General features: G+C 65.1%; 25 protein-coding genes. 23 read left to right on the top strand and 2 right to left on the bottom strand.

Annotated elements, in window-relative coordinates; all coding sequences use genetic code 11:
• The first annotated feature begins 258 nt into the window (after positions 1-258).
• A complete protein-coding gene (locus LSO07_RS25205; protein WP_151096920.1) occupies positions 259-2793 on the top strand; it encodes a sensor domain-containing protein in 2535 nt (844 codons plus the stop codon).
• Here LSO07_RS25205 and LSO07_RS25200 read toward each other — a convergent pair.
• On the bottom strand, positions 2790-3776 hold the full coding sequence (locus LSO07_RS25200; RefSeq protein ID WP_099388985.1) for an endonuclease/exonuclease/phosphatase family protein: 987 nt from the start codon (positions 3774-3776) through the stop codon (positions 2790-2792). The two genes, LSO07_RS25205 and LSO07_RS25200, sit on opposite strands and share 4 nt — an antisense overlap.
• Positions 3777-3813: 37 nt before the next feature.
• Between LSO07_RS25200 and ybaK the strand changes: the two genes are divergently transcribed.
• From ybaK to eutC, 21 genes are all read left to right on the top strand, one after another.
• On the top strand, positions 3814-4305 hold the full coding sequence (gene ybaK, locus LSO07_RS25195) for a Cys-tRNA(Pro) deacylase (RefSeq protein WP_151096919.1): 492 nt from the start codon (positions 3814-3816) through the stop codon (positions 4303-4305).
• A gap of 97 nt (positions 4306-4402) precedes the next feature.
• Positions 4403-5047, top strand: a complete 645-nt coding sequence (gene plsY, locus LSO07_RS25190) for a glycerol-3-phosphate 1-O-acyltransferase PlsY (RefSeq protein WP_225317417.1) — start codon at positions 4403-4405, stop codon at positions 5045-5047.
• A gap of 90 nt (positions 5048-5137) precedes the next feature.
• Positions 5138-5803 carry a DsbA family oxidoreductase gene (locus LSO07_RS25185; RefSeq protein ID WP_070254336.1) on the top strand — a complete coding sequence of 222 codons (666 nt, stop codon included), beginning with the start codon at positions 5138-5140 and terminating at the stop codon, positions 5801-5803.
• Between the two features lie 70 nt (positions 5804-5873).
• Complete coding sequence (locus tag LSO07_RS25180) at positions 5874-6164, top strand: DUF427 domain-containing protein (protein WP_151096918.1); 291 nt, start codon at positions 5874-5876, stop codon at positions 6162-6164.
• 37 nt (positions 6165-6201) lie between these two features.
• Positions 6202-7161, top strand: coding sequence for a DUF2157 domain-containing protein (locus tag LSO07_RS25175; protein WP_151096917.1), 960 nt, complete (start codon positions 6202-6204; stop codon positions 7159-7161).
• The gene (locus LSO07_RS25170; RefSeq protein ID WP_151096916.1) at positions 7158-8819 is read left to right on the top strand and encodes a GDYXXLXY domain-containing protein; all 1662 of its coding nucleotides are present in this window, start codon (positions 7158-7160) and stop codon (positions 8817-8819) included. The genes LSO07_RS25175 and LSO07_RS25170 overlap by 4 nt, the downstream gene beginning before the upstream one ends.
• A 29-nt stretch (positions 8820-8848) precedes the next feature.
• The gene (locus LSO07_RS25165) at positions 8849-10093 is read left to right on the top strand and encodes a metal-dependent hydrolase (RefSeq protein ID WP_151096915.1); all 1245 of its coding nucleotides are present in this window, start codon (positions 8849-8851) and stop codon (positions 10091-10093) included.
• Positions 10094-10200: 107 nt separating this feature from the next.
• Positions 10201-11952 (top strand): cation:proton antiporter domain-containing protein, encoded by a 1752-nt coding sequence (locus tag LSO07_RS25160; RefSeq protein WP_151096914.1) that lies wholly within the window; start codon positions 10201-10203, stop codon positions 11950-11952.
• A 92-nt stretch (positions 11953-12044) separates the two neighbouring features.
• Entirely contained in the window at positions 12045-12953 is a 909-nt protein-coding gene (locus LSO07_RS25155; RefSeq protein ID WP_034779933.1) for an ion transporter, read from the top strand.
• Between the two features lie 49 nt (positions 12954-13002).
• Positions 13003-13983: a 3-oxoacyl-[acyl-carrier-protein] synthase III C-terminal domain-containing protein gene (locus LSO07_RS25150; RefSeq protein WP_070281491.1), complete on the top strand. Its 981-nt coding sequence runs from the start codon at positions 13003-13005 to the stop codon at positions 13981-13983.
• A 10-nt stretch (positions 13984-13993) separates the two neighbouring features.
• The gene (locus LSO07_RS25145; protein WP_151096913.1) at positions 13994-15031 is read left to right on the top strand and encodes an NAD-dependent epimerase/dehydratase family protein; all 1038 of its coding nucleotides are present in this window, start codon (positions 13994-13996) and stop codon (positions 15029-15031) included.
• Positions 15024-15854 (top strand): MBL fold metallo-hydrolase, encoded by an 831-nt coding sequence (locus tag LSO07_RS25140; RefSeq protein ID WP_151096912.1) that lies wholly within the window; start codon positions 15024-15026, stop codon positions 15852-15854. Before LSO07_RS25145 ends, LSO07_RS25140 begins: the two co-directional genes overlap by 8 nt.
• Positions 15851-17155: a F390 synthetase-related protein gene (locus LSO07_RS25135; protein ID WP_151096911.1), complete on the top strand. Its 1305-nt coding sequence runs from the start codon at positions 15851-15853 to the stop codon at positions 17153-17155. Before LSO07_RS25140 ends, LSO07_RS25135 begins: the two co-directional genes overlap by 4 nt.
• Positions 17152-17790: a phosphatase PAP2 family protein gene (locus tag LSO07_RS25130; protein WP_151096910.1), complete on the top strand. Its 639-nt coding sequence runs from the start codon at positions 17152-17154 to the stop codon at positions 17788-17790. The genes LSO07_RS25135 and LSO07_RS25130 overlap by 4 nt, the downstream gene beginning before the upstream one ends.
• Complete coding sequence (locus tag LSO07_RS25125; protein ID WP_151096909.1) at positions 17787-18902, top strand: sterol desaturase family protein; 1116 nt, start codon at positions 17787-17789, stop codon at positions 18900-18902. The genes LSO07_RS25130 and LSO07_RS25125 overlap by 4 nt, the downstream gene beginning before the upstream one ends.
• Positions 18899-20017 carry a fatty acid desaturase family protein gene (locus tag LSO07_RS25120; protein ID WP_225317416.1) on the top strand — a complete coding sequence of 373 codons (1119 nt, stop codon included), beginning with the start codon at positions 18899-18901 and terminating at the stop codon, positions 20015-20017. The genes LSO07_RS25125 and LSO07_RS25120 overlap by 4 nt, the downstream gene beginning before the upstream one ends.
• A 67-nt stretch (positions 20018-20084) precedes the next feature.
• Entirely contained in the window at positions 20085-20639 is a 555-nt protein-coding gene (locus LSO07_RS25115) for a GbsR/MarR family transcriptional regulator (RefSeq protein ID WP_151096907.1), read from the top strand.
• Entirely contained in the window at positions 20636-21277 is a 642-nt protein-coding gene (locus tag LSO07_RS25110) for a DUF4166 domain-containing protein (RefSeq protein WP_151096906.1), read from the top strand. Before LSO07_RS25115 ends, LSO07_RS25110 begins: the two co-directional genes overlap by 4 nt.
• Complete coding sequence (locus tag LSO07_RS25105; protein WP_151096905.1) at positions 21274-22737, top strand: TIGR01777 family oxidoreductase; 1464 nt, start codon at positions 21274-21276, stop codon at positions 22735-22737. The genes LSO07_RS25110 and LSO07_RS25105 overlap by 4 nt, the downstream gene beginning before the upstream one ends.
• Positions 22738-22771: 34 nt before the next feature.
• Positions 22772-24160, top strand: coding sequence for an ethanolamine ammonia-lyase subunit EutB (locus tag LSO07_RS25100; protein ID WP_151096904.1), 1389 nt, complete (start codon positions 22772-22774; stop codon positions 24158-24160).
• Between the two features lie 9 nt (positions 24161-24169).
• Positions 24170-24943: an ethanolamine ammonia-lyase subunit EutC gene (eutC, locus tag LSO07_RS25095; protein WP_151096903.1), complete on the top strand. Its 774-nt coding sequence runs from the start codon at positions 24170-24172 to the stop codon at positions 24941-24943.
• Here eutC and tsaD read toward each other — a convergent pair whose 3' ends face one another.
• Positions 24944-25984 (bottom strand): tRNA (adenosine(37)-N6)-threonylcarbamoyltransferase complex transferase subunit TsaD, encoded by a 1041-nt coding sequence (gene tsaD, locus LSO07_RS25090; RefSeq protein ID WP_034779881.1) that lies wholly within the window; start codon positions 25982-25984, stop codon positions 24944-24946.
• A gap of 208 nt (positions 25985-26192) precedes the next feature.
• Between tsaD and LSO07_RS25085 the strand changes: the two genes are divergently transcribed.
• Positions 26193-26600: a nitrite reductase (NAD(P)H) small subunit gene (locus tag LSO07_RS25085; protein WP_034779878.1), complete on the top strand. Its 408-nt coding sequence runs from the start codon at positions 26193-26195 to the stop codon at positions 26598-26600.
• Positions 26601-26625: the final 25 nt, after the last annotated feature.

Here is a 26625-nt window from a genome sequence, read left to right as displayed (position 1 = left end):
CACGGCGATGCGCATGTTGCCACTTTAGGAAGATTCAAGTCTGGCCGCCATCGCCGTGCGACAGATTGCACAAAATCGGGGCTGGAATGCAAAAAACGGCGACCGGAACCACTGCCGGCATGCCCGCGGTGCGCGTCACGATGCTTGCGCATCCTCAAGAAGCCGATTCGCGGGCGCGCAAGAATGGTCGGGATGGTTGCGCCACCGGACAGGCCATCCGCCCGCCGGTTGCCGCGCTGCCGCGCCACGGGGGGCCTGATGTCTGATCGGATTGTCGGAGCCGCCCCGTCGCCGGGCCGTTTGCTGGCCGCTGCCGAACCGCAGGCGGGGCCGGCCGGCAAGGCGCTCGATTTGCTGTCCATCATTGTTGCCGCCGTCGAACAGGCGCCCGGCCTGGCCGTGCGCGGCATCGACCGCGATGGCATCGTGCGCTACTGGAGCTTTGGCGCGGCGCGCCTGTATGGCGTGACGGCGGAGCTGGCGCTGGGTCAGCCGTGGGCCAGGGTGGCCGCTTCGCTGCCGGACGCCGCCACCATGGCCGAGGAGGTTGCCGGTGAATTGGCGGCCGTGTGGGACAGCGGCAAGGCGCGCAGCACGCGCCTGTGGAAGCTGGATGCCGATGGGGCCGCGCCGCGCTGCATCTGTTCCACCGTGTTTCCTGTCATCCAGTCCGGAAGAGTGCGGCAAGTGGTCTGCATCGATGTCGACATCACGGCCAGCGGCCAGGATGGCGCCGCGCAGGGCGCACTGTTGCTGATGGGCGACAATTTCCGCCAGCTGTACCAGAAATCCGCCGATGCCATCCTGCTGCTGCGCGACGAGCATATCGCCGAGGCGAACCCGGCCGCCATTGCCCTGTTTCAATGTGAAGACCGGCAACGCCTGCTGGGGCGCCGCCTCAGCGACTTTTCGCCCTTGCGCCAGCCCGATGGCGAATTGTCATCGTTGAGCGGCACGCAACTGGCGGCGCAGGCCCACGCCGACGGCAATTGCCGCTTTGACTGGCGCTATCAGACGTGCAGCGGCGAGCTGTTCTGGGGCGAAGTGCTGCTCACTTCCGTCACGCTCGACCATACCTATCTGTTTTACGCCGTGATCCGTGATATTTCCTCGCGCAAACTTGCCGAGCGGGCCCTGTACCTGTCGATGCAGGTCATCGAGCATGCAAGTGTCGCCATCGTCGTGATGGACCCGCAGCAGCGGGTCGTCAGCATGAATCCCGCGTACAGCGAGATCAGCGGCTACAGCCTGGACGACATGCTGGGCAAGCCCTTCGTCCTGCACGGCGTGGAGCCGGATGCGCCGGCGTTTTTCGACCACGTGTGGGACGAGGTCGATGCGAATGGCTATTGGCAAGGCGATATCATGGGCCAGCGCAAGGCGGACGGGCGCTACCCGGCCTGGCTGTCGCTGACGGCCATCCGCGACTCGCAAGGGCAATTGAGCAATTACCTGGCCATTCTCAGCGATATCAGCGAGCGCAAGAAAAACGAGGAGCACACGCGCCACCTGGCCGAGCACGATTTCCTTACCGACTTGCCGAACCGGGTGCTGCTGCTGGACCGGCTGTCGCTGGCCCTGGCGGCCGCGCGGCGCAAGCTGAGCATGCTGGCCATCCTGTACCTGGATCTCGATCATTTCAAGCACATCAATGACAGCATGGGCCACCACGTGGGCGACTTGCTGCTCAAGGAAGTGGCGCGGCGCCTGGTGCGCTGCGTGCGCGGCGTCGATACGGTCAGCCGGCATGGCGGCGACGAGTTTGTCATCATCCTGGCCGAGGTGGGCGGCATCGACCAGGTGGCCCATGTGGCGTCCAGCCTGCTGCATGCCGTGACGCAGGTGTACCAGCTGGGCGAATACGAACTGCATGTGTCGACCTCGATCGGCGTGGCCATCTTTCCCAGCGATGGCGACAGCATCGATACCCTCGTGCATAACGCCGACATCGCGATGTACCATGCCAAGGAAAGCGGGCGCAACAATTTCCAGTTTTTCAATGCCGAGATGAATGCGCAAATCGTCGAGCGGGCCAGCCTCGAGCAGGGCTTGCGCGAAGCGCTGGGACGCGATGAATTCGTGCTGGAGTTCCAGCCCGCGCTCGATGTTGCCAGCGGGCAGATCGTTGGCGCCGAAGCGCTGCTGCGCTGGCGCCACCCGCAGTTGGGTGTGCTGCCGCCCGAGCGCTTTATCGCCGTGGCCGAGGAATGCGGCTTGATGGTGTCGATTGGCAACTGGGTGCTGCGCCACGCCTGCCTGCGCGCGCGGGTCTGGCACGATGCGGGCCATGCCTGGCACGTGGCTGTGAATCTGTCGCCGGCGCAATGCCTGCACAATAATTTATTGCTTGGCGTACAAGAGGCACTGACCGCGTCGGGTTTGCCTGCCGGCTGCCTGGAACTGGAAGTGACGGAGTCCTTGCTGATGAAGGGCGGCGCCCGCCTGGCCGGGGTGCTGGCGCAGCTGCGCGCGCTGGGCGCCAGGCTGGCCATCGATGACTTCGGCACCGGCTATTCGCGCCTGGCCAATCTGCGCCATTACCCGGTGGATAAACTCAAGATCGATCCATCGTTCCTGCCCGCCGCCGCGAACGGCGCGGCAGGCGAGTCCGACACGGTCGTCGCCGCCACCATCATCGCCATGGCGCGCGCGCTGCAATTGACGGTGATTGCCGAAGGCGTGGAAACGGCGCAGCAGCTGGCGTATCTGCGGGGGCAGGGCTGCCAGCAATACCAGGGCCGCTATGCCAGCGCGCAAGTCGAGGGCAGCGCGCTGGCGAGGTTGCTGCATTAGTGGATATTTCCCAGCAGCTTGATGCGTGCCAGCACCTGGCCATGGTCGGATGCATGCGGCAAGCCCAGCAGCAAATGGTCGTTGAGATAACCCACTTCCTGCACCACGCCGATGGCGCGCGGCGAGGCGGCGTGGAAATGTTCGGACACAAGGATGTGGTCGATCGTCATGTAGGTGCTGTCGTGGATATTCGTGTAGCCCACGTGGCGCAGGGCATCCTGGCGCAGCTGGATGGCATTGGCGTCGTACAGGCGCGCGCGCATTTCCGGCATGTCGCCATGTGGTTCGCACGGCCCGCCCGCCCCCATGACGATGGCCGTGGTGACGGCATTGGCGATGTCGTTGAAGTCGCCCAGCACGATGCGGGGGCGGCCGCTGTGGCCAAGTTCGCTTGCCAGCACGCGCAGGGCCACGGCTTCCGCGCCGCGCCGCTGCAGCGAGCGCAGGTTGGCCAGCGCGTAGGCGATGGCATCGTTGCCGTCGCCATGGCGGTAGTCGGGCCGGCGTGATTTCAAATGCACGACGACCACGTCCGTGAGTTGTCCGCCAGGCAAGATGACCTGGACGTGCAGGGGCGCGCGGGCGAAGCGGCAAGCATTGTCATCCAGGACATGGCTGTCGGCAGGCACGCTCACGCCGGCAGGAAAATTCGCCCAGGCAACACCAGCGCCGGCCAGCGGCAGGCGCGACACCAGCGCCACCGTGGGCAATATGCGTCCGGCGGCATCCATCGCATCGTAGCCGGCCAGGGTGGCTTCGCGGTAATGGCGCGTGCGCGACAGTACGTCGCGCAAGGCCGCTTGCGAGAAAATTTCCTGGAAACCGATCACGTCGGCGTCGAGCAGGTCGATCTGCCGCGCCGTCCACTCCGCCTTGGCCGCGTATTGCGCCGGGCTCAACGGTTCCAAGTTGTCATACAATTTCGCCCCGGCGGGGGCCAGGTTGCAGACATTGAATGTGGCAAAGCGGATTTCTTCCTGCATAATTAGCACTCCTCACTGAACGATCAGCGTATCACGCATGGCTAAAAAAGAGCATATTTCCGAGACCCAGGCGACGCAGTTGCTGCGCAAGCATCAAGTTTCCTTCGATGAACACCCGTATCCGTACGAGGAGCACGGCGGCACCAGCGTCTCGGCGCGCGAATTGAACGTGCCCGAGCATGCGGTGATCAAGACCCTGGTGATGCAGGATGAGGCGGCCAAGCCGATGATCGTGCTCATGCATGGCGATTGCAAGGTGTCGACCAAGAATCTGGCGCGTGGCATCGGCTGCAAGTCCGTCGAGCCGTGCAAGCCCGAGGTGGCGCAGCGCCATTCGGGCTACATGATCGGCGGCACGTCGCCGTTCGGCACGAAAAAGGCCATGCCCGTGTACGTGGAGCAATCGATCCTGGCGCTTGAACGCATCTATATCAATGGCGGGCGGCGCGGCTTCCTCGTCTCGCTGGCGCCGCAGGTGCTTGTTGATTTGTTGCAAGCCAAGCCGGTGCAGTGCGCCCTGCAGGATTAATGAAATGGACGACAGGCTGTTACCGGGCATCGGCCATGGTGTATATTCTGCTGCGCCAGCCTCGATGCTGGTGTAATAAACACAATAAAGGGAAGAAATGAATCCAGTAATCACAACCGTGGCAATGACAGTGGCCGCTTACTTGCTCGGCTCGATATCGTTTGCCGTGGTGATGAGCAAGGTCTACGGCATTGCCGATCCGCGCACCTATGGCTCGAAAAATCCGGGCGCCACCAACGTGCTGCGCAGCGGCAACAAGGGTGCAGCCATCATGACCCTGCTGGGCGATGGCGCCAAGGGCTGGCTGGCCGTGTTCCTGGCCGACCATTTTGCCACTGCGCTGGGCGTGGGCGACACGGCCGTGGCCCTGGTGGCCATCGCCGTTTTCCTCGGCCATTTGTGGCCCGTGTTCTTCCGCTTTGTCGGCGGCAAGGGCGTGGCCACGGCTCTCGGTGTGCTGCTGGGCATCAATCCATGGCTGGGCCTGGCAACCCTGGCTACCTGGCTGATCATCGCCTATGCCTTCCGCTATTCCTCGCTGGCAGCGCTGGTGGCGGCCCTGTTCGCGCCGTTTTACTATGGCTTGCTGTTCGGCGTCGATTCCATCTTGCTGTCCGTCATTGTCATGAGCGTGCTGCTGGCTTACCGCCACAGCCAGAACATCGCGAACTTGCTCTCCGGTAAGGAAAGCAAGATCGGCGGCAAGAAGGATGCGGCCAAGGCGACCGTCAAGAAGAAGTAAGCGCTTGATTTCCCGCGGCCCGCACGCATATGCTGTGCTTGCGGCGCCGCGCGGTGCGGCCGCCACCGACTCGCGCAAAGGCTGCCCACCATGAGTTCCACTCCCGCCACACCCACCCCCATCCGTATCGATTTCGTGTCCGACGTTTCCTGCCCCTGGTGCGTGGTGGGCCTGAAATCGCTGGAGCAGGCGCTGGACAAGCTGCAAGACACCGTCCAGGCCGACATCCACTTCCAGCCTTTCGAGTTGAACGCCAATATGCCGCCCGAAGGCGAGGATATCGGCGAACACATTGCCCGCAAATACGGCTCCACCCCGGAACAGATGGCGCAGTCGCGCGAAGCGATCCGCGCGCGCGGCGAGCAGCTGGGCTTTACCTTTGCCATGGACAAGCGCGGCCGCATCTACAACACCTTCGATGCGCACCGTCTGCTGCACTGGGCCGGGCTGGAAGGGCGTCAGAAGCAACTCAAGATGGCGCTGTTCGATGCCTATTTCACGCAGGGACAGGATCCATCCTCGCATGCGGTGCTGCTGGCCGTGGCCGGCAAGGTGGGATTGGACACCGTCAAGGCGGCCGAGGTGCTGGCATCAAACGCCTACGCGGACGAGGTGCGCGCGCAGGAACAGTTCTACCAGCAGAACGGCATCAACTCGGTGCCTGCCGTCATCATCAACGAGCGCCACCTGATTTCCGGGGGCCAGCCGCCTGAAGTGTTCGAGCAAGCCTTGCGCCAGATCATCGCCGGCGCTTGAGCGGGGCGCCAATGGCGCGCGCCATGGCAGACTTTTTGCGCTACACTCGGCGCAGAAGGAGGATAGTCAAATGCCAACAGCCAGCTGGAATGGCGCTGTCATCGCGCAAGCCACCGATGCGCAGGTGCAAGTCGTTGAAAACAATGTATATTTTCCTTTATCGTCGGTGACGCAGGAATACCTGCGTCCCAGCAGCCACACGAGCATCTGCCCGTGGAAGGGCGCGGCCAGCTATTACGACCTCGTCGTCGGTGGCCAGACGAATGCCAACGCGGCCTGGTATTACCCCCAGCCCAAGGATGCCGCCAAGCAAATTGCCGGCCACGTCGCCTTCTGGCGCGGCGTGAGCGTCGAGCGCTGACCTGACTCCCCCAATTTCCTGACAAAGAAAGCAGACGATGGATTTACGCCTCGCCGTGTACCAACTCGCCTCGGACCATGCGCTCGATGCCCTACAAACCCGGCAGTTGCAGGAAGTGGCCGGCTTTCAGCGCGAACCCGCGCGCCTGGCCTACTGGCTGCCGCGCGGCGTGGCCGTGCTGGGCGCCGCACTGCTGGGCATGGGCTTGATCTGCTGGGTGGCCGCCAACTGGGAAGAGCTGGGCCGCATGGGCCGCTTTGCCCTGCTGCAAGGGGTGCTGGCCGCCGCCTGCGTGGGCGCTTTCGCCGTGCCCAAGGCGCGCGTGCCCTTGCTGCTGCTGGCCTTGCTGGCCATCGGCGGCCTGTTTGCGTATTTCGGCCAGACGTACCAGACGGGCGCCGACCCGTGGCAGCTGTTCGCCTTGTGGGCCGTGCTGGCCTTGCCCCTGTGCCTGGTCGCGCGCAGCGACGTGCTGTGGACGCCATGGATGCTGATACTGTCGACGGCTGCCACCCTGTGGATGCAGGCGCAGGCGCGCCACAGCTGGCGCATCGATTCGGCCGATCTGTCCATTTTCGTCAGCGGCTGGCTGGCCGTGCTGCTTGCCTGTGCGTTTGTCTCGCCCCTGCTGGCGCGCTGGACGGGCGCGGGCAGCTGGGCCTTGCGCCTGGGCCTGGTACTGGCCACCATCCTTATCACGGGCACGGGCGTCAGCGCCCTGTTCGGCAATGATATCGAGTCGCCGTACTGGGCGGGATTGGGCTTGCTGGCCGTCGCCGGCGTCCTGCTGGCCACCGGCCGGTTCTTTGATGTGTTCGGCCTGAGCGCCGTCGCGCTCGGTATCAACACCTTGCTGGTGGGAGGGCTGACGCACGTGCTGTTCAACGGCCATGGCGATGGCGTCGGCGCGCTGGCCATGCTGGGTTTGCTGGCCGCCGTGCTGCTGGCGCTGACCGTGCAAGGCATCCTGTGGCGCACGCGCCGGGAGGCGGCATGAACACTATCCATGGTCAACGAGCCGATGCGCTCGCCACCCTGATCGACGACGCCACGCGCGCCGGCCTGCTGCCGCCCAACGCCACCCGTCCCGTGCAGGATGTACGGCCGTGGCCGCTGGTGCTGATGACGGCCTTCGGCGCCTGGCTGGCCGCCATTCCCCTGATTATTGCGCTGGGCGTGGGCCTGGAAAGCGTCGTGCGCCACGGACCCGGCGCGTATGTCGTCGCCGCCATCGTGCTGGTGGCGGCGGTGCTGCTGATCCGCACGCGCGGCGTGGTGCTGTTCGTCGAACAGCTGGCCGTGCCATGCCTGCTGGTGGGCGGCGGCTTGCTCGGTTATGCCCTGTACCGCGACTATTCCACGCAGACGGCGTCGCTGCTGCTGTGCCTGGCATGCCTGGTGGTGGCCGCCGCCTTGCCGCGCGACTGGCTGCGGGTGCTGCTGGGCTTGGTCGCCTGCGGCTTGCTGGGGCTGGGCATCGTCGATAGCACGCGCGACTTTATTTTCGAAAATGACCCCACGCAGCTGTATCTGGCCTGGATGCTGGCCCTGGCCCTCTGGCTGGGCGCCCACTGGCTGCAGAAGCAAGCCTTCAACGATGGCCGCGGCGCGTCCGTCGCCGCCTTCCTGGAATCGCTGTCGACGGGGTGGGTCCTGGCAATCTTGCTGGGACTGGTTTTCTGGTCCGGCATGACCTTCATGCTGGGCGGCGCCTTGGGCGGTGGTTTTGCCGGCGAAGTGGCGCGCGAAGTGACCCGGCACCAGGCCGGCGCCTGGTATGTGCAAGCCTTGAATGGTGTGTCGCTCGTGCTGGCCATGGCGGCTGCCGCCTGGACGGGATGGCGCTGGCCGGCGTTGCGCCAGTTGCCCGCCATCGGCGTGGCGCTGGTGCTGGTCGTGCTGTCCTGGTTCATGCCGGCGCTGGGGCCCGTGCTGCTGATCCTCGCGTATTGCCTGACGAGCGGGCGCTCCCGCGTGGCCGTGGCGGCCGCGCTGGCCGCCGCATGGATACTCGGCAGCTTTTATTATCAGCTGGCCTGGCCGCTGGCCAGCAAGGCGGCGTTGCTGGCCGTGGCTGGCGCCGTGCTGTGCGCCCTGTCGTGGCTGGCCATGCGCGGCGCCGTGCTGCACCTGGTGGAAAGCAAACCGGCGGGCGTGGCCACCGAACACCGCGCCGCGCGCCTGGGCGTGCTGGGCGGCTTGCTGCTGGTGTTGCTGGTCGCTAATGGCGGCATCTGGCAAAAAGAGCAGCTGATTGCCAAAGGACAAGCGATCTTCGTGGCGCTGGAACCCGTCGATCCCCGCTCGCTGATGCAGGGCGACTACATGCGCCTCAATTTCGTCAACCTTGGCGTCCTGAGCACGCTGGCCAGCGTGGACCGGGCGCCTGGCCGGCCCCTCGTCGTGGCCACGCGCGATGCGCGCGGCGTGGCGGAACTGCTGCGCCCGTACACCAGGGAAGCCCTTGCGCCCGGCGAATTCCTGCTCGAGCTGACGCCGAAGGATGGCAACTGGGTGCTGGTCAGCGATGCCTGGTTCTTCAAGGAAGGCGAGGCGGCGCGCTGGGAAAAAGCCCGTTATGGCGAGTTCCGCGTGATGCCGGACGGGCGCGCCTTGCTGGTCGGCATGCGCGGGCCGGAGCTGGAAAAGCTGTAGCGCACGCGCACGTCCTGTAAAATTGCCCGATGGATAATATTACGCATTCGGTCATCGGCCTCGGGGTCGGCGAACTGGTACACCGCAGCCTGCCGCCCGAGCCGCAGGCCCCCGCCCAGCGCACCCGGCGCGCGCTGTTTTTATTTTCGGCCTGGTTTGCCAGCAACGCGCCGGACCTGGACCTGGTGCTCACCCGATTGCTGCCGCGCCCGTTCGGCTACATGCTGCACCACCGCGGCCACACGCATACCTTGCTGCTGGCCTTGCCGCAGGCGCTGCTGTTGCTGGCCCTGTTGTGGCTGCTATGGCCCGGTGCGCGCCGGTTGCTGAAAAGCAGCGTGCCCGCCCGCATCGGCCTGGCGGCTTGCCTGTTGCTGGGATTCTGTTTGCACATGGGCATGGATTTCCTCAATTCCTATGGCTTGCACCCGTTTTACCCGTTTGACAGCCGCTGGCTGTATGGCGACATGGTCTTCATTATCGAGCCCATGTTCTGGGTGCTGCTGGGCGTGCCCGTGATCATGTCCTTGCACTACGGCATCGTCAAAAGCGTGCTGCTGGCGGGACTGGCGGCGGCCCTGTGTTTCTTCACCTATAAAACCTACCTGGCGCCCGCTTCGCTGGCCATGCTGCTGGGGCTGGGCGTGGTCCTGGCCGTGCTGCAGGGACGGGCCGGCGAGCGGGGACGCGGACCGTTGCTGCTGGCCTTCGCGCTGGCCGCCACGTTCATCGGCACGCAGGGCGTGGCCTCGGCCCTCGGCCGCGCGCGCATCGAGGCGGCCGTGCAGCGCCTGGATCCCGGCACGCGCGTGTGGGATGTGGCGATGACGGCGTTTCCCAGCAACCCGCTGTGCTGGATCTATGTCTCGCTCGACAGCAAAACGGACATGTACACCTTGCGACGCGGCACCCTGAGCCTGCTGCCGGATGCGCTGGCGCCCGCCGCCTGCCCGGCCGGCCTGGTGGAAACGGGTAAGCAAGGCCAGCAATTGGCGCCCGGCATCGCCGTGTCGGCCAAGGCGGAAGGCAGCCTGGCCACCTTGCGCGCGCTGCAGGAAGACAATTGCTATGTCGACGCCTGGTTCCGCTTTGCCCGCATGCCCCGATTGAACGCGGACAAGCTGACGGACGTGCGCTTCAATCCCGGCATGTTGCCCAATTTCACCACGGTCGAATTGCAGCAGTTCCGTGGCCGGCCATGCCCCGCCTACGTGCCGGGCTGGGACCGCCCCCGCGCCGACATGCTGGCGCCGCCGAAAGCGGATGGCAAGTAGCGGTTATGTTGCCTTGTGGAAAAAATATCGCGGATGCGCCTGCTGTGCCCTTGCTCAGCATGCGACAATTGTAAATTCAGCATGAATGCCATTCAATTAGGATTATCTTGGAAGAGCAACACGCCTTACCGTATCTGCGGGAAACCCTGCTGTTTCTCGCCCTGGCCGGGATTTTTATTCCGCTATTGCAACGCCTGAAGGTCAACCAGGTCCTCGGTTTCCTGGCCGTCGGCGCCCTGTTCGGCCCGTTCGGTTTTGGCCTGTGGGCTGGCGACTTCACGTGGCTGACATATTTCTCGTTCGTGCGTGCCGAGCAGGTCAGCGGCCTGGCCGAGCTGGGCGTGATGTTCTTGATGTTCATGATCGGGCTGGAACTGTCGACGGAACGGCTGTGGGCGTTGCGGCGCTGGGTATTTGGCGCGGGCGTGGGGCAGGTGGCGGTCAGCGCCTGCCTGATCGGCGGCGTGGCGTATTACTTTGGCTTGTCGCTGGAAGCATCCATCGTGCTGGGCCTGGTGCTGTCGCTGTCGTCCACGGCCGTGGTGATGCAGTTGCTGACCGACCAGCGTTCCCTGCAGACGCCTGCCGGGCAGGCGGGTTTTTCCATTTTGATGTTCCAGGATTTGATGGTGGTGCCGCTGTTCATCCTGATCGACGTGTTCGCCAGCGGGCGCAGCGACGACCTCGCGTATCTGCTCAGCTTTGCGGCCGTGAAATCGGCCGGCGCCATCCTGCTGATCTATCTGCTGGGGCGCAGGGTCATTCGCCCGCTATTCCAGTTTTTCGTCAAGAAACGCCAGCCCGACGTGTTCATGGCATTGACCCTGCTCAGCACGCTGGGCATCGCGGGCCTGACCTACCTGGCAGGCCTGTCGATGGCGCTGGGCGCCTTGCTGGCCGGCCTGCTGCTGGCGGAAACGGAATTTCGCCACGAAGTGGAAGTGACGATCGAGCCTTTTAAAGGTTTGCTGATGGGCCTGTTCTTCATGTCGGTGGGCATGCAGATCGACGTGCGCGAAATCCTCAAGTCGCCGATCTTGATTCCGCTGGCCGTGCTGAGCCTGTTTGCCTTGAAAACCCTGGTCATCAGCGTGATTTTCCGCATCGGCGGCTTTCACTGGGGGCGCGCCGTGGAAACGGGCGTGCTGCTGGGGCAGGGCGGCGAATTCGCCTTCATCGTCGTCGCGTATGCGCTCGGCACGAAACTGATTGGCCCGCAGGTGGCGCAGTTCGTCATGCTGGTGGTGGGCCTGAGCCTGTTCGCCACGCCGGCGCTGGCCAAGGCGGCGCGCGCTTTCGGCAACTGGTGGGAACAGCGTCACCACCATCAGCTGGCCGACCTGGCGCACGGCGCGCTGCCGCCGCAGGGCAACACCGTCATCATCGCCGGCTTCGGCCGGGTGGGGCAGTTGCTGGCCAAGGTGCTGACGGAGCAGGATATCGCGTATGTGGCGATTGAAAACGATGCGCGCCTGGTGACGACCCTGCATCCGCGCGGTTTCCCCGTGTATTTCGGCGATGCGTCGCGCGCGGAACTGTTGCAAAAGGTCAATGCGGACCGGGCCGCCGCCGTGGTGCTGACCATGGACCATGCGGCGTCCGTGCTGCATGCCGTGAAATCGATCCGCCGCGAATATCCGCAGCTGCCCGTGTATGCGCGGGCCCGCGACGAGGCGCATGCCGTGGCTCTGATACAGGCGGGCGCTACCGTGGTCGTGCCCGAGGCGCTGGAATCGGCGCTGCAGCTGACGGCCACCGTGCTGCACACGGTGGGCATCTCGGAAGCACGCACGACGGACATCGTGCAGGCCGAGCGCGACCGGCGCAATGCCGTGCTGCTGGCGAAAAAGCTATCGTAGTGTTGTTGTAATGAAACCTGTAGCCCAACCGTGCGTGTCGCCGTGCTTTGTCAATTATCTATACAATAATAGTATATGAGCACACTACCCACATGAAAGCCGCGACGAAGAGCGGCGCGGCGCCCCTGACGCCGCAGCAACTGGCGGCGCAGGAAACGCAGCAGAAATATGGCAAGCCCGAGCGGGGCTGGCGCGAGCAGGTGTACACCGTCATTTTCGAGGCGGAAACGCGCACGGGTCGCGCCTTCGACCTGCTGCTGATCGCCGCCATCCTGATCAGCGTGACGGTGGTCGTGCTCAGCAGTGTCGCCTCCGTGGCCGAGCGCTATGGCACCTGGCTGACGGCGCTGGAATGGTTTTTCACCATTTTATTTACCATCGAATATTTCGCCCGCCTGTCGTGCCTGCAGCATCCTGTGCGCTACGCCAAGAGTTTTTTCGGCATTATCGACTTGCTGGCCATCGTGCCGACCTACATCGGCTTGCTGCTGCCGGGCGCGCACGTGCTGATCGACGTGCGCATTTTGCGCCTGCTGCGCATGTTCCGTATCCTCAAGCTCACGTCGTATGTGCATGAGTACACGGTGCTGGGGCGGGCCTTGCTGGCCAGCCGGCGCAAGATTCTCATTTTCTTGTCTTTTGTCATGATGGTGGTCTTTCTGCTGGGTACTGTGATGTACGTCGTGGAAGGGCCGGAAAACGGTTTCAGCAGTATCCCCACGTCGATATACTGGGCCATCAGCACCATGACCACGGTCGGTTTCGGCGATATCACGCCGCGCACCGACATCGGGCGCACCATCGCTTCGCTGATGATGTTGCTCGGCTGGGGCATCCTGGCAGTGCCTACCGGCATTATCAGCGCGGAAATGACGGTACAGCGCAGTTCCAAGCTGGTGACCACGCGTACCTGCCCCACGTGCCTGAAAGAAGGGCTCGATGACGATGCCAATTTCTGCAAGAACTGCGGCGTCGATTTGCCGCCGCTGGCACGCGATTAGCGCATAGACCATACATCAACCGTATTTACTTTACTTTTTTAAGGCCAACATGATTCCAGTTCGCCTGATCGCGACGGGCAAGGCCGTGCCGTCGCATAGCGTGACTTCCGCAAGCCTGGACCTGACATTGGGCCATCCAGCTGGCTACACCCTGCGCAAGAGCGGCGTGCTGTCGCGCTTTGTCGCCGCGCCCGATGAATCGCAAAGCCAGCTGGGCGCCGCCGCCCTGCTCGACGCGCTGAAGAACGCCAGCCTGCGTCCGGCCGACATCGACCTGCTGATCTGCGCCAACGGCGTGCCCGAGCAAGCCTTGCCGAATACGGCCTGCTTCGTTGCCGAACATGCAGGCTTGCCGCCAGGCACGCAAAGCTTCGACGTCAATGCCAGCTGCCTCAGCTTCATGGCCGCCTTCCGCGTGGCCGCCTCCATGCTGGCGGGGAGCGCCTACCGCCGTATCGCCATCGTTTCGTCCGACCTCGCCTCGCGCGGCGTCGACTGGAGCGAGCCGGAAGCGTCGATGATCTTTGGCGACGGCGCCGCCGCCGTCATCGTCGAGCGGGGCGATGGCAGCGCCGGCATCCGCGCCTACAAGATGGGCACGTATCCGGAAGGGCGGCGCTACTGTGAAATCCGCGGCGGCGGCACCGAACGCAACCCGCGCAATGGCTGCGAACCGGGCGATTATCTGTTCCGCATGGATGGCAAGGCCGTGTTCCGCCTGGCCGTCAAGGTGATGCCGGATTTCCTGGCGGAACTAATGCTGGAATCGGGCGCGGGACTGGAAAGAGTCGACGTGGTCGTGCCGCACCAGGCCAGCCCATTGGGGCTCGCGCATGCGGCGCGCATCCTTGACGTTCCCGATGCTAAAATCATCAAGATCTTTGAAACGCACGGCAACCAGGTGGCCGCGTCCTTGCCTACCGCCCTGCACGAGGCGGTGATGACGGGGCGGGCCGTGGCAGGCCAGCGTTTGCTGATGATGGGCACGGCCGCGGGCCTGACCATCGGCGGCATGATTCTTGACCTGTGAAGGTGGTGTGATGAGGCGGATACTGGTCACGGGAGCGACGGGCGGGCTGGGGCGCAATGCCGTGCGCACCCTGCTGGCGCAGGGCGTGGAAGTGCGCGCCACGGGCCGCAACGCCGCCGTGGGCCGCGAACTGGAGCGCATGGGCGCGCAATTCGTCGCGCTTGATCTGGCGCAAGCATCGCCGCGCCAGGTCGATGAGCTGGTGCGCGGCATGGATACCGTCTGGCACTGCGCCGCGCTGTCGTCGCCATGGGGCCCCGAGCGCGATTTCATCGCCGCCAACGTCACGGCCACGGCCCAGCTGCTGCGCGCGGCCGCCAGCCTGCACGTGGCGCGCTTCGTGCACATCTCCACGCCAGCCATCTATTTCGATTATCGCAACCGCTACGACGTGCCGGAAACCTTCCGCCCCGACGCCTTCGTCAACGCCTACGCGCGCAGCAAGGCGATGGCGGAAAAACTGGTGCAGGATTGCGTCGACCGCCACCGCGGCATGACGTGCGTGATCCTGCGCCCGCGCGCCATCTTCGGCCCGCACGACCAGGTGCTGATTCCGCGCTTGGCGAGGGTACTGGAACAGCGCGGCGGCAAGCTGCCGCTGCCCAATGGCGGCACGGCCACCATCGACATCACCTATGTCGACAATGTCGTGCATGCGATGTGGCTGGCCACCGTGCACAAGACCATCGCTTCCGGCGCCGCCTTCAACATCACGAATGGCGAGCCGGCGCGCTTGTGCGACATTTTGCGCACCCTGTTCTGCGATCATCTGCAGCAGCCGTTCGAGATCGTCAGCGTGCCGTACCGCGTGCTGGCGCTGGTGGCGCGCCTGATGCAGTTCGCCTCGCGCTTCACGCGCCGCGAACCGGCGCTCACGCCCTACAGCATCGGTGCGCTCAGCTTCGACATGACGCTCGACAGCGCCAAGGCGCGCAAGGTGCTCGGCTACCGTCCCATCGTCAGCCTGCAGGACGGCATTGCCCGCACGGCGCAGTGGATGCGCCAGGAAGCGGCGGCGCACAAGGTGGGCAAGGAGCGCAATGGCTAGCATCACCGCGTTTCGCGTCGGCCACTGTACGCATCCTTCGTGCATGGTCTTGAAAGGCAGCGGACTGGCCAGCCGCTGCTTCCCGTCGCGCGCCTACCTGATAGCGACGCGCGTGGGCCTGTACCTGTGGGACACGGGTTACGCCGAGCACTTCCGCGCCGCCACGTCGAAAGGCGTGTACCGCATGTATGCGTGGGTGACGCCGATTTCCTTCGATGAGCGTGAATCGTTGCAGGGCCAGTTGCGCGCGCATGGCGTCTCGCCCGGCGATATCCATACCTTGCTGCTGTCGCACTTCCACGCCGACCATATCGCGGGCCTGCGCGACTTTCCCGGCGCGCGGCTGATGGCCTCCAAAACGGGCTGGGACGCCGTGCGCGGCCTGTCCGGCGTGGCCGCCGTGCGCCAGGCCTTCGTGCCCGAGCTGCTGCCAAACGATATAGCCGACCGCCTGGATTTCGTGGAAAGCGTGCCCGAGACGGCCTTGCCGGCCGCCCTGCTGCCATTTACGCACGGGCGCGACGTCAGCGGCACGGGCGAGATCTACATCGTCGACCTGCCCGGCCACGCCATCGGCCACCTGGGCGCCTTCGTGCTGCAGGAGAGCGGCTGGACCTTGCTGGCGTCCGACGCGGCCTGGGTGCCGGAAAGTTTCCAGCAGCTGCGCGGACCGTCCGAACTGTCGTTTATCATCCAGCACAAGCGCGCGCCGTACTACGCCACCCTGAACCGGCTGCACCAGTTGCACCAGTCGGGCAATGCGCAGATCCGCATCACGCATGAAGACACGGCGGACTATGTTCCTGTGGCGGGCCGCCCGTGAAGCGTATTGTCTGGCTGTTGCTGTCGTACTGGCGTACGCGCCGCCTGCGCTTTGCGGACCGCGCGCAGCTGCACGCATACCAGCAGCGGCAACTGGCCCGTTTCATTGCGGTGCTGTGCGCGCGCAGCGCTTATTTCGCCCCGTACCGAGATCTGCCGCTGGCGCAGTGGCCGACGATGAACAAGGCGCTGATGCTCGAGCATTTCGACGCCATGAATACGCAAGGGGTGACTTTGGCGCAAGCGATGGCGGCAGCCATGGCGGCCGAGCAGAGCCGCGACTTTACGCCGGCCGTCGGCGACATCACGGTGGGCCTGTCGTCCGGTACCTCGTCGCGGCGCGCCGTGTTTACCGTCAGCCCCCGCGAAAAGGCCCAATGGGCGGGCGTGATGCTGGCCAAGGCGCTGCCCGACGGCCTGTTTTCCGGCGAGCGGGTCGCCCTGTTCCTGCGCGCGAACAGCAATCTGTACACGGCCGTGCGCTCGCCGTGGCTCACCTTTGCCTTTTACGATTTGTTCGAACCGTTCGACAGCCTGTGCGGGCAGCTGGCGCAATATCGGCCTTCCGTCATCGTCGCGCCGGCCCAGGTGCTGCGCCAGCTGGCCTTGCGCGTCATCGATGGCAGCCTGGCGCTGGCGCCGAAAAAAGTCATCTCGGTGGCCGAAGTGCTGGAAGCGCAGGACCGCGCGCTGATCGTGCAGGCATTTGGCGCCGTGCATGAAATCTACCAGGCCACCGAGGGTTTTCTCGCCAGCAGCTGCGAGCACGGCGTGCTGCACCTGAACGAAGAGTACGTGCATATCGAGCCGCAGTGGCTCGATGGAGAGCAGCGGCGCTTCGTCCCCGTGATTACGGACTTTACGCGCATCACGCAGCCCATCGTGCGCTACCGCCTGGACGACATCCTGATCGCGCGCGCCACGCCATGCCCATGCGGCCGCGCCACGCGCGCCATCGATGGCATCGAAGGACGCTGCGACGACATGCTGTTCTTGCCATCTTTGCCATCGGCGAACGGCGGTGCACCCGTCGCCGTGTTTGCCGATGTGCTGACGCGGGCCTTTGCGCAAGCCTTGCCGCCCGACGCCGATTACCGCCTGGTGCAGTCGGGCGACGCGTCCCTGCAATTGCATGCAGCGCTCGACGAGGCAGGACTGGCCGCCCTGCGCGCGCACCTGGCAGCGGTGCTGCTGGGCCTCGGCGTGGCCGTCGACGGCCTGGCCTGGACGACGAGCGCAGAACTGCCTCCTTTTGATCCCACCATGAAACGGCGCCGCATCCGGCGCCTTGCGACCGCATGAACCCTTCCTCCATGACCGTACGCGGCCGCCTGCTGCATTTGCTGGCCGGCTGGGGCAGCGTCGGCCTCGTGTATTTTTCCAGCGACCTGCTGCAAGGGCAGGGGGTACTTTTGCCTGAAACGGCCATCGACCGCGCCATCCCCTATACGGATGCCGCCATCTGGCTGTACCTGTCCTTCTTCATCCTGATCCCCTACGCCTACATGGCGGCCGATGCGGCGCGGGTGCGCTGGCTGGCGCGCGCCATGGCGCTTTCCGCCGTCATGTGCGGCGTGGTCTTCCTGCTGTATCCGACCACCCTCGCGTATCCGCCCGTCGGTGCAGGCAATGCCTGGAGCACGCAGGCGCTGCGCCTGCTGCAGGCGGCGGACTCCACGCAAAACTGCCTGCCGTCGCTGCACGGCGCCCTGACCCTGCTGTGCGTGTGGGCCTTGTGCGACAAGCGCCACCTGCTGCGCTCCGCGCTGGCCGTGGTACTGGGCGTGGCCATCTGCTACGCCATCATCGCGCTGCGCCGGCACGTGAGCATCGACCTGGCCGCCGGCCTGGCCGTTGGCATCGCTGGCGGCATGCTGGCCAAAATGCAGGTATCCTTGGCTGCCCGCCGCGCCGTTTCCATAAAAACCGCACCATGATGAATCCATTTGCCCTGTCGTTTTTGATCATGCTGGCCTTCGTGCTGGCCGAACTGCTGATCCTGAAATGGGTGCGCAAGACGCCCGTGCCATGGAAGGACGTGATCTTCAACCTCAATTCAGGACACATCCTGATGTGGGTGTTCCGCGGCGTGGAAGTGGCGGCGTTCGCCCTGCTGCTGCGCCATGTGAACCTGCACATCGTCGACCAGTGGCCCGTGGCGGCGCAATGGGTCTTCGCTTTTTTTGCCTGGGATTTGTGCTTTTACTGGATGCACCGGCTGCATCACAAAATCCCTTTGCTGTGGGCCGTGCACGTGGTGCACCACCAGGGCGAGCATTTCAACCTGTCGCTGGGTGTGCGCAATTCCTGGTATTCGTCGCTGACGAATTTCCCCTTCATCGCCATCCTGGCCGTGCTGGGCGTGCCGCTGGAAATCTTCCTTGTCGTTTCGTCCCTGCATTACACGGTACAGTTCTATAACCACAATGCGCTGGTGAACAAGTCCGGCATCCTCGATAAATTCATGGTCACGCCGTCGCACCACCGCGTGCACCACGGCACCGACAAACGCTATATCAACCGCAATTTCGGCGGCACCCTGCTGCTGTGGGACAGGCTGTTCGGCAGCTTCCAGCCCGAACTCGAGGGCGTGGAAATGCGCTATGGCGTGAAGGGCATGACACCCACGCACAACCCGCTGCTGGCCAGCAACGGCAAACTGTTCACATGGCTGCGCGCGCGCTTTCCCCACTGGCAGTCGCGCGGCACTTTCCACGTGCCCGAGCTGTTCATCGGCATCGGCGGCGTGATCCTGTTTGGCCTGGTGATCTATTACGTCAATCACGAAGCGGTGCTGGCCGGCGCGCAGCAGGCCATCCTGTTTGCGCTGATCTTTGGCGGCACCCTGGCGCTGGGCGGCCTGTCGGATGCGCGCCGCTGGGGCGCCATCGCCTGGGTGGCCATCGCGCTGGCCATGCCGCTGCTGTTCCTGGGCTGGTATGGCGCGCGCGATGCGTGGGGCATGGTCTTCCTGGCTGCGCTGCTGGCGCATGGCCTCGACGGCGCGCGCCGCCTGTGGTGGCCGGCAGCGGCCGGGACGCGCGCGTGACGCAGCCTGTACCTTCGCTGCCGCCGCTGCGCTTCCAGCCCGCCCGCGATTCCGCCTTCCGCCGCGAATTGCGCGCGCGCGCCGACGCTTACCTGGCGGACGAAGGAGGACACCGCTTCGGCGACGCGCGCCTGCATGCGAAAACCGTGTTTCTGGCCGCGCTGACGGTGGGGCTGTATGTGCTGGCCTTGAATGCCGGCGGCACCTGGCCGTTCGTCGCCAGTTATGTGGCTTGCCTGGTCGCGGCCATGGCGCTGGCCATGAATACCCTGCACGACGCGGCCCACAGCGCCATCTTCCGCCAGGGAGCCTGGAACCGCGTGCTGATCCGCCTGGTGGGCTTGCCCGTGGGCGTGGACACGGATTTCTGGACCATCCGCCATGTGCACTTCCATCACACCTACGCCAACGTGGAAGGCTATGACCTCGACACGGAACCGAATCCCTTCCTGCGCCAGACGCCGTTCCAACGCTGGTCGCCCCAGTACCGCTATCAATACCTGTACTGGCCCGTGGTCGCGGCCCTGTCGCTGCCGTATCTGAACTGGTATGGCGACTGGCTGGACCGTTTCGGCAAGACGCCCGTGGCTGCGCACAGCCGGCTGCAGGGCTGGCGCGGCTGGCTGTCGTTCCTGGGCTGGAAGCTGGGCCACGTGGCGCTGGTGCTGGCGCTGCCCATGTGGGCGCTACAGCAGCATGGCATCGGCTGGGGCGTGGTGCTGGGCGCGTATTTTCTGGGACAGATGCTCGCCTCGTGCGCGCTGGTGGCGCTGATCCTCGGGACGCACTGGGCCGAAGTCGAGTTTTTCCAGCCGGGGCAGGACGGCACCCTGCCGCACGACTGGTACCAGCACACGTTTTATACGGCTTGCGACTGGACGCCGAGGCCGCGTGCCCTGCGCTGGCTCGGCTACTGGCTGGGCGGCTTGAATCTGCATCTGACGCACCATTTGTTCCCCACCTGGAACCACCGCCATTACCCGGCGTTGGCGCGCATCCTGGCCGAACTGGCGCCGCGCCACGGCCTCGTGTACCGCGAACTCGGTTACGGCCAGCTGCACGCCTCGCAGCAGCAATTCCTGCGCGCCATGGGCCAGCCACCGGCAAAGCCCTGACGAATCGCGCTTGACTCGGTTTCCGTTTCGTCTTAAATTTCTGTAACGACAGAAATGAGAGAAAGCAATGGAACTGAGTCCAACTACGCAAAAGTACATTCTCCATTGGGGCGAGATGGGTACCCGCTGGGGCGTCAACCGCACGGTGGCGCAAATCCACGCGCTGCTGTTCCTGGCGAATGAACCGCTGACGGCGGAAGACATCGCGGCCAGCCTGAACGTGGCCAGGTCCAACGTCAGCAACAGCCTGAAGGAATTGCAAAGCTGGGGCCTGGTGCGCATCACGCATGTGATGGGGGACCGGCGCGACCATTTCGTCGCCCTGCAGGATGTGTGGGAAATCTTCCGCGTCATCATGGAAGAGCGCAAGCGGCGCGAGATCGACCCCACCCTGACGGTGCTGCGCGAGTGCGCGATCGAGGGCGAGCACGATGCGGCCATTCCACCGGCTACTTTGGAACGCATGGGCGAAGTGCTGGCGTTTTTGGAGATGCTCAGCAGCACCTACAGCGATTATAAAAACCTGCCGCCGGCCACCCTGCAGCGCATGCTGTCGATGGGCGGCAAGGTGGCCAAGTTCCTCAGCCCGGAAGACAAACCGGGCAAGCGTGGCAAATCATGAACGGCCCCTCGGAAGGAGAACTGTTCAAGAAGGTGATGGGCGCACAGTGGCTCGCGCTGCACCCGGATATCCGCCGCCGCTTCGAGAAAAATCCCGCGCCGGGCCAGCCCCTGTACTACCGGGGCGAACTCAGTGAACTCACCAGCTCGCGCCTGGGCAAGGTGCTGGGCTGGCTCACGCGCCCTTTCATCGATGGCGCGTTGATCCCGTACGACGACCACGGCTTCCCAGTGGATATCGAAGTCTATTCGCGCCCCGGCTGCCCCTTCATCTTCAAGCAGCGCACGTACCGCCTGCACGGGCGCGCACCGATCCGCTTCACCTCCTATATGGCCGAAAGCGCAAAGGGCGAAGTGCTCGAATACGTGGGCATGGGCCTGGGCATGAAGCTGCTGCTCCACGTCGAGGATGGCAACCTGCACTTCACCAGCGACGGCTATTTTTGGGATCTTTTCGGCTGGCGCATGCCGCTGCCCGGCGTGCTCACGCCCGGCAAGACCTATCTGTGCCACCGGAACGACACGCCGCAGCAGTTCAATATCCGCATCGAGATTCGCCACGCCCTGTTCGGCACCACGTTCACCCAGGCGGGCGTGTTCCGCGAGTCCGCCGCGCCGGAAATGAAGGAGACACCATGAATACGCATTTGCTGGCCCTGCAACTGATGGCGGCGCAAGGCTGCCTGGGCGCCTTCGACACCATCTATCACCATGAAATCACGGAGGCGCTGCCGCAAAAGGCCTCCGCGCGCCTCGAATTGGCCATCCATGCGACGCGCGCCCTGATCTACAGTCTGCTGTTCGTGGGCCTGGCCGCCTGGGAGTGGCATGGCGCCTGGGCCTGGGTGCTGGTGATCGTCTTTGGCGTGGAAATCGTGCTGACCCTGTGGGATTTCGTGGTGGAAGACCAGACCCGTCTCTTGCCCGCCACGGAGCGGGTCACGCATACGGTGCTGGCGATCAATGCGGGCGCCTTTATCGCGCTGTTGGCGCTCAATAGCAGCGAGTGGGCCAGCTTGCCGACGGCCCTCGTGTGGCAGCCGTATGGCTGGCTCAGCGTCTTCCTGGCCCTGTGCGGCGTGGGCGTGGGCCTGTCCGGCCTGCGCGATGCGTATGCCGTGTGGCAGCTGGGCCGGCGCAAGGTGCAGGAGACGGCAGAGCAGGAGGAGCGCCTGAGCTTTGCCGCCGCGCCGCAGTCCGTGCTGGTGACGGGCGCCACGGGTTTCATCGGCCAGCAGTTGGTCAGCGCCCTGCTGGCCGACGGCCATGCGGTGACGGTGCTGACGCGCCAGCCCAAGCAGGCTGCATGGACGTTCAATGGCCAGGTGCGCTGCATCGACTCGCTGGACGCATTGCCGGATGCGCAGCGCATCGACATGGTCGTCAACCTGGCCGGGGCGCGCATCGTCGGGAAGCGCTGGACGGACGCGCGCAAAGCCACTTTGCGCCGCAGCCGCGTAGCGCTGACGCAGGCCCTGGTGGCGTGGATCGCCCGCACGCAGCATAAGCCACGGGTGCTGCTGTCGGCGTCGGCCATCGGCTATTACGGTGTGCAGCCGCAGGGCGATGCGACGCAGCTCGATGAAGACAGCGCGCCGCAAGCCATCTTCATGTCGCAGCTGTGCCAGGAATGGGAAGCGGCCGCGCGCCAGGCGGAGAGATTTGGCGTACAGGTGGGCTGCATGCGCTTCGGCCTCGTCTTCGGCCACCAGGGTTCGCTGCCGCAGATGCTCTTGCCGATCCGCTTCGGCGTGGGCGGCCCGCTGGGCAGCGGCAAGCAGTGGGTCACGTGGGTACATGTGCGCGACGTGATCCGCGGCATGGCCCATCTGGCGCGCCGCAGTGAGCAGGGCATGGTCAGCGGCGCGTATAACTTTTGCGCGCCGGAAGCCATCGAGCAGCGCCGCTTCGCCCAGGTGGCGGGCGCCGTGCTGCACCGCCCCAGCGTCATGCCTACGCCGGCCTTCGTCATGCGCGCCTTGCTGGGCGAGCAGGCCGACTTGCTGGTGGAAGGCCAGCGGGTGGCGCCGCGCCGCCTGCTGGCCGAGGGATTTGCCTTCCGCTATCCGCAGCTGGAAGGGGCGCTGCGCAGTTTATAAGTTGGCGTAAGATGGGGATTGGAGGAACCGAACCATGCCCCGCTTCAGCCATACGATAGACAGCCATATTTACCAGTTCGCCAGCCTGAAAACGCTGCTGGCGAAGGCCACGCCGCCCCGTTCGGGCGATGTGCTGGCGGGCGTGGCGGCAGTCAGCGCGCGCGAGCGGGTGGCGGCGCAGCTGGCGCTGGCGGACGTGCCGCTGTCGCTGTTTCTCAACGAGGCGCTGGTGCCGTATGAAGACGATGAAGTCACGCGCCTGATTATCGACACCCACGAGCGCGCCGCGTTTGCGCCGATTTCCCACCTGTGCGTGGGCGACTTTCGCGACTGGCTGCTCGATGACGCGACGGATACGCAAACGCTGTCCGAGGTCGCCGCCGGCATCACGCCGGAAATGGCGGCCGCCGTCTCAAAAATCATGCGCCTGCAGGACCTGGTGCTGGTGGCCCGCAAGTGCCGGGTCGTCACATCGTTCCGCAATACCCTGGGCCTGGAGAGCCGGCTATCCACGCGCTTGCAGCCGAATCATCCGAAGGACGATGCCACGGGCATTGCCGCCTCCCTCCTTGATGGCCTGCTGCTGGGCAGCGGCGACGCCGTGATCGGCATCAACCCCGCCACTGACAATGTGGCGCAAGTGGTGTCATTGCTGCACCTGCTCGACGCCGTCATTGATCAATATCAGATTCCCACGCAGTCGTGCGTGCTCACCCACATCACCAACACCCTCGAAGCGATCCGCCGCGGCGCGCCCGTCGACCTGGTATTTCAGTCGGTGGCGGGCACGCAGGCGGCCAACCGCAGCTTCGGCATCGACTTGTCCCTGCTGGCCGAGGGGCAGGCGGCGGCCCTGTCGCTGGGGCGCGGCACGGTGGGCAACAACGTCATGTATTTCGAGACGGGGCAGGGCAGCGCCCTGTCGGCCGGCGCGCACCACGGCATGGACCAGCAAACGTGCGAAGCGCGCGCGTATGCGGTGGCACGCGCCTATCAGCCGCTGCTGGTCAATTCGGTGGTGGGCTTCATCGGCCCCGAGTATCTGTACGACGGCAAGCAGATCATGCGCGCGGGGCTGGAAGACCATTTCTGCGCCAAGCTGCTGGGACTGCCCATGGGCTGCGACGTGTGCTACACCAACCATGCGGAAGCGGACCAGGACGACATGGATGCCTTGCTGACCATGCTGGGCGTGGCTGGCTGCAATTTCATCATGGGCGTGCCGGGCGCGGACGACATCATGCTCGGCTACCAGAGCACCTCGTTCCACGACGCCCTGTATGCGCGCCGGGTGCTGGGCCTGCGTCCCGCGCCGGAATTCGAAGCCTGGCTGGCACGCATGCGGATCACGGATGCGCAGGGTCGCCTGAATACGGCGCTGGCGCCCGCCTTCCAGGCGGCCCTGCTGCGCCTGGATACCTAGGGAGGCAGCATGGGCGATACCGATCCGTGGCAGGCGCTGCGCAGGTACACGGCGGCGCGCATCGCGCTGGGGCGCCGCGGCGTGAGCGTGCCGACCCGCGCGCAGCTGGCGTTCCAGCTGGCCCACGCGCAGGCACGCGACGCCGTGCACCTGGCGCTCGATGGCGAGGCCCTGGCGCAGGCGCTGGCGGAGCGGGGGCTGGCCAGCGTGCAGCTGCACAGCGCGGCCGCCACGCGCGCCGACTATCTGCAACGCCCCGACCTGGGACGCCGCCTCGACGACGCTTCACGCCTGCGCCTGGCCGCCGGTGACACGGGAGCCGACCTGGCGCTGGTGGCGGCCGATGGCCTGTCGGCGCTGGCCGTGCAGCGCCATGCGGCACCCTTCCTGGCGTCCTTGCGCGAACGGCTGGCGCTGGAAGCGTGGACGCTGTCGCCGGTACACATCGTGGCGCAGGGACGGGTGGCCATCGGCGACGAGGTGGGGGAATTATTGAAGGCGCGCGCCGTGCTGGTGCTGATCGGCGAGCGGCCGGGCTTGAGTTCTCCCGACAGCCTTGGCCTGTACCTGACGTGGGCGCCCGAAGCAGGTTTGCTGGACGAGCGCCGCAACTGCATTTCGAACGTGCGCCCCGAGGGGCTGGCGTATGCGCAGGCCGCATACCGGATGCACTACCTGCTGTCGCAGGCGTTCAGCCGGCAGCTGTCGGGCGTGGGCTTGAAGGATGAAACGGTGGCGGAAGGCGCGGCCCTGGCGGGCGCGCGCAACTTCCTGCTGGTGTGATCAGACTTCGCGGATTTCGTCCAGCGGCCAGCGCGGGCGCACGTTGAACGAGTAATCGTGCTTGGCGGCGTCGGGATTGATTTGCAGGCGCATGGCGCCGGCAAAGGCGATCATGGCGCCGTTGTCGGTGCAGAATTCCAGCTCCGGGTAATACACTTTAAAACGCTTCTTGGCGGCCGCCGCGTTGAGCGAGGCGCGCAGTTGCGCGTTGGCGCCCACGCCGCCGGCGATCACCAGGCGTTTCAAGCCCGTGTGCTTGAGGGCCGAGACACACTTGGCTGTCAGCACGTCGACGATGGCGTCGACGAAGCCGCGCGCGATATTCGCCTTGTCCTGTTCGCAGATATTCGCGATGACTTTTTCTTCATGGTTCTTCACCACCGTCAGCACGGCCGTCTTCAGGCCGGAAAAGCTGAAGTTGAAATCCTTCGAGTGCAGCATGGGGCGCGGCAGCTTGTAGGCCAGCGGATCGCCGAATTCGGCCAGGCGCGAAATGGCGGGGCCGCCCGGATAACCGAGACCCAGCAGCTTGGCCGACTTGTCGAACGCTTCGCCGGCCGCATCATCGAGCGTTTCGCCCAGCATCGTGTACTGGCCCACGCCATCGACGCGCATCAGCTGCGTGTGGCCGCCCGACACCAGCAGGGCGATGAAGGGGAATTCCGGCGGCTCGGACGCCAGCAAGGGGGAGAGCAGATGGCCTTCCAGGTGGTGGATGCCCAGCACCGGCTTGTTGATGGCCAGGCCCAGGCTGCAGGCGACGGACGATCCGACCAGCAGCGCGCCGGCCAGGCCCGGCCCCTGCGTGTAGGCGATGGCGTCGATCTCGGGCAGGGTGATGCCGGCCTTGGCCAGGGTTTCTTCCAGCAGCGGAATGGCGCGGCGGATATGGTCGCGCGACGCCAGTTCCGGCACCACGCCGCCATATTGCTCGTGCATGGCGACTTGCGAATAGAGGGCGTGCGACAGCAGGCCGCGTTGCGTGTCGTACAAGGCCAGGCCGGTTTCGTCACAGGAGGATTCGACGCCAAGAACAATCATGAAGGTACTGAATAGGGAGGAGTAATCCGCCATTGTAAAGGAAAGCCGGGCAGTTCACCGTGCGGCCGGCGCACCATTTCGGCGGCAGTGTGCACTTGCGCAGTGCGCCGCGGGCCGGTTTTCCCCGGTTTTTGGCCATTCTTCGCCTGTGCGGCACTGGCACCGCTCTTGCTTAGAGGTGCATGTGCCTTTCTCGAGGGAGCTAGCGATGTCGGAACAATGGAAAATGATTTGCCGCCTGAAGGACATGCCGCTGGCGGGCGCGCGCATGGTGCAACGGGGCCTGGCCTGGCAGGATTTGCCGGGCGTGGCGCTGTTCCGCGCGGCTGACGATACGGTGTATGCCTTGCTCGACACGGTGCCTTGTCTGGGCGGCCCGCTGGCGCATGGGGTGCTGATGGAGAAAAACCTGATGGGACCGAAAAACAGCTGGATCATCGAACTCGATTCGGGCCGCCTGGTGGCGCCCGTGCAGGGCATGGCGCGCCTGTACGCCGTGCGTATCATGGACGGGCGCATCTACCTGGATGTCAATGAACTCAATATCCCGGCCAGCAAGGCGGAACAGGCGCTGGCGGGATCGTTCGCCGTGCTGCCGCATGTGCAGATGGCTTGATATGTCTCTTGGTGGTGTCGGCTTA

The organism is Janthinobacterium sp. PLB04 (assembly GCF_021165895.1).
Taxonomy (GTDB): domain Bacteria; phylum Pseudomonadota; class Gammaproteobacteria; order Burkholderiales; family Burkholderiaceae_D; genus Janthinobacterium; species Janthinobacterium lividum.
The sequence above is the reverse complement of the archived record's forward strand: the minus strand, read 5'-3'. Positions and strand labels throughout refer to the sequence as shown.

Coding starts and splice junctions, on each gene's coding strand:
- LSO07_RS25205 (WP_151096920.1), top strand. CDS start 259: ATGTCTGATCGGATTGTCGGAGCCGCCCCGTCGCCGGGCCGTTTGCTG.
- LSO07_RS25200 (WP_099388985.1), bottom strand. CDS start 3,776: ATGCAGGAAGAAATCCGCTTTGCCACATTCAATGTCTGCAACCTGGCC.
- ybaK (WP_151096919.1), top strand. CDS start 3,814: ATGGCTAAAAAAGAGCATATTTCCGAGACCCAGGCGACGCAGTTGCTG.
- plsY (WP_225317417.1), top strand. CDS start 4,403: ATGAATCCAGTAATCACAACCGTGGCAATGACAGTGGCCGCTTACTTG.
- LSO07_RS25185 (WP_070254336.1), top strand. CDS start 5,138: ATGAGTTCCACTCCCGCCACACCCACCCCCATCCGTATCGATTTCGTG.
- LSO07_RS25180 (WP_151096918.1), top strand. CDS start 5,874: ATGCCAACAGCCAGCTGGAATGGCGCTGTCATCGCGCAAGCCACCGAT.
- LSO07_RS25175 (WP_151096917.1), top strand. CDS start 6,202: ATGGATTTACGCCTCGCCGTGTACCAACTCGCCTCGGACCATGCGCTC.
- LSO07_RS25170 (WP_151096916.1), top strand. CDS start 7,158: ATGAACACTATCCATGGTCAACGAGCCGATGCGCTCGCCACCCTGATC.
- LSO07_RS25165 (WP_151096915.1), top strand. CDS start 8,849: ATGGATAATATTACGCATTCGGTCATCGGCCTCGGGGTCGGCGAACTG.
- LSO07_RS25155 (WP_034779933.1), top strand. CDS start 12,045: ATGAAAGCCGCGACGAAGAGCGGCGCGGCGCCCCTGACGCCGCAGCAA.
- LSO07_RS25150 (WP_070281491.1), top strand. CDS start 13,003: ATGATTCCAGTTCGCCTGATCGCGACGGGCAAGGCCGTGCCGTCGCAT.
- LSO07_RS25145 (WP_151096913.1), top strand. CDS start 13,994: ATGAGGCGGATACTGGTCACGGGAGCGACGGGCGGGCTGGGGCGCAAT.
- LSO07_RS25140 (WP_151096912.1), top strand. CDS start 15,024: ATGGCTAGCATCACCGCGTTTCGCGTCGGCCACTGTACGCATCCTTCG.
- LSO07_RS25130 (WP_151096910.1), top strand. CDS start 17,152: ATGAACCCTTCCTCCATGACCGTACGCGGCCGCCTGCTGCATTTGCTG.
- LSO07_RS25125 (WP_151096909.1), top strand. CDS start 17,787: ATGATGAATCCATTTGCCCTGTCGTTTTTGATCATGCTGGCCTTCGTG.
- LSO07_RS25115 (WP_151096907.1), top strand. CDS start 20,085: ATGGAACTGAGTCCAACTACGCAAAAGTACATTCTCCATTGGGGCGAG.
- LSO07_RS25110 (WP_151096906.1), top strand. CDS start 20,636: ATGAACGGCCCCTCGGAAGGAGAACTGTTCAAGAAGGTGATGGGCGCA.
- LSO07_RS25105 (WP_151096905.1), top strand. CDS start 21,274: ATGAATACGCATTTGCTGGCCCTGCAACTGATGGCGGCGCAAGGCTGC.
- LSO07_RS25100 (WP_151096904.1), top strand. CDS start 22,772: ATGCCCCGCTTCAGCCATACGATAGACAGCCATATTTACCAGTTCGCC.
- eutC (WP_151096903.1), top strand. CDS start 24,170: ATGGGCGATACCGATCCGTGGCAGGCGCTGCGCAGGTACACGGCGGCG.
- tsaD (WP_034779881.1), bottom strand. CDS start 25,984: ATGATTGTTCTTGGCGTCGAATCCTCCTGTGACGAAACCGGCCTGGCC.
- LSO07_RS25085 (WP_034779878.1), top strand. CDS start 26,193: ATGTCGGAACAATGGAAAATGATTTGCCGCCTGAAGGACATGCCGCTG.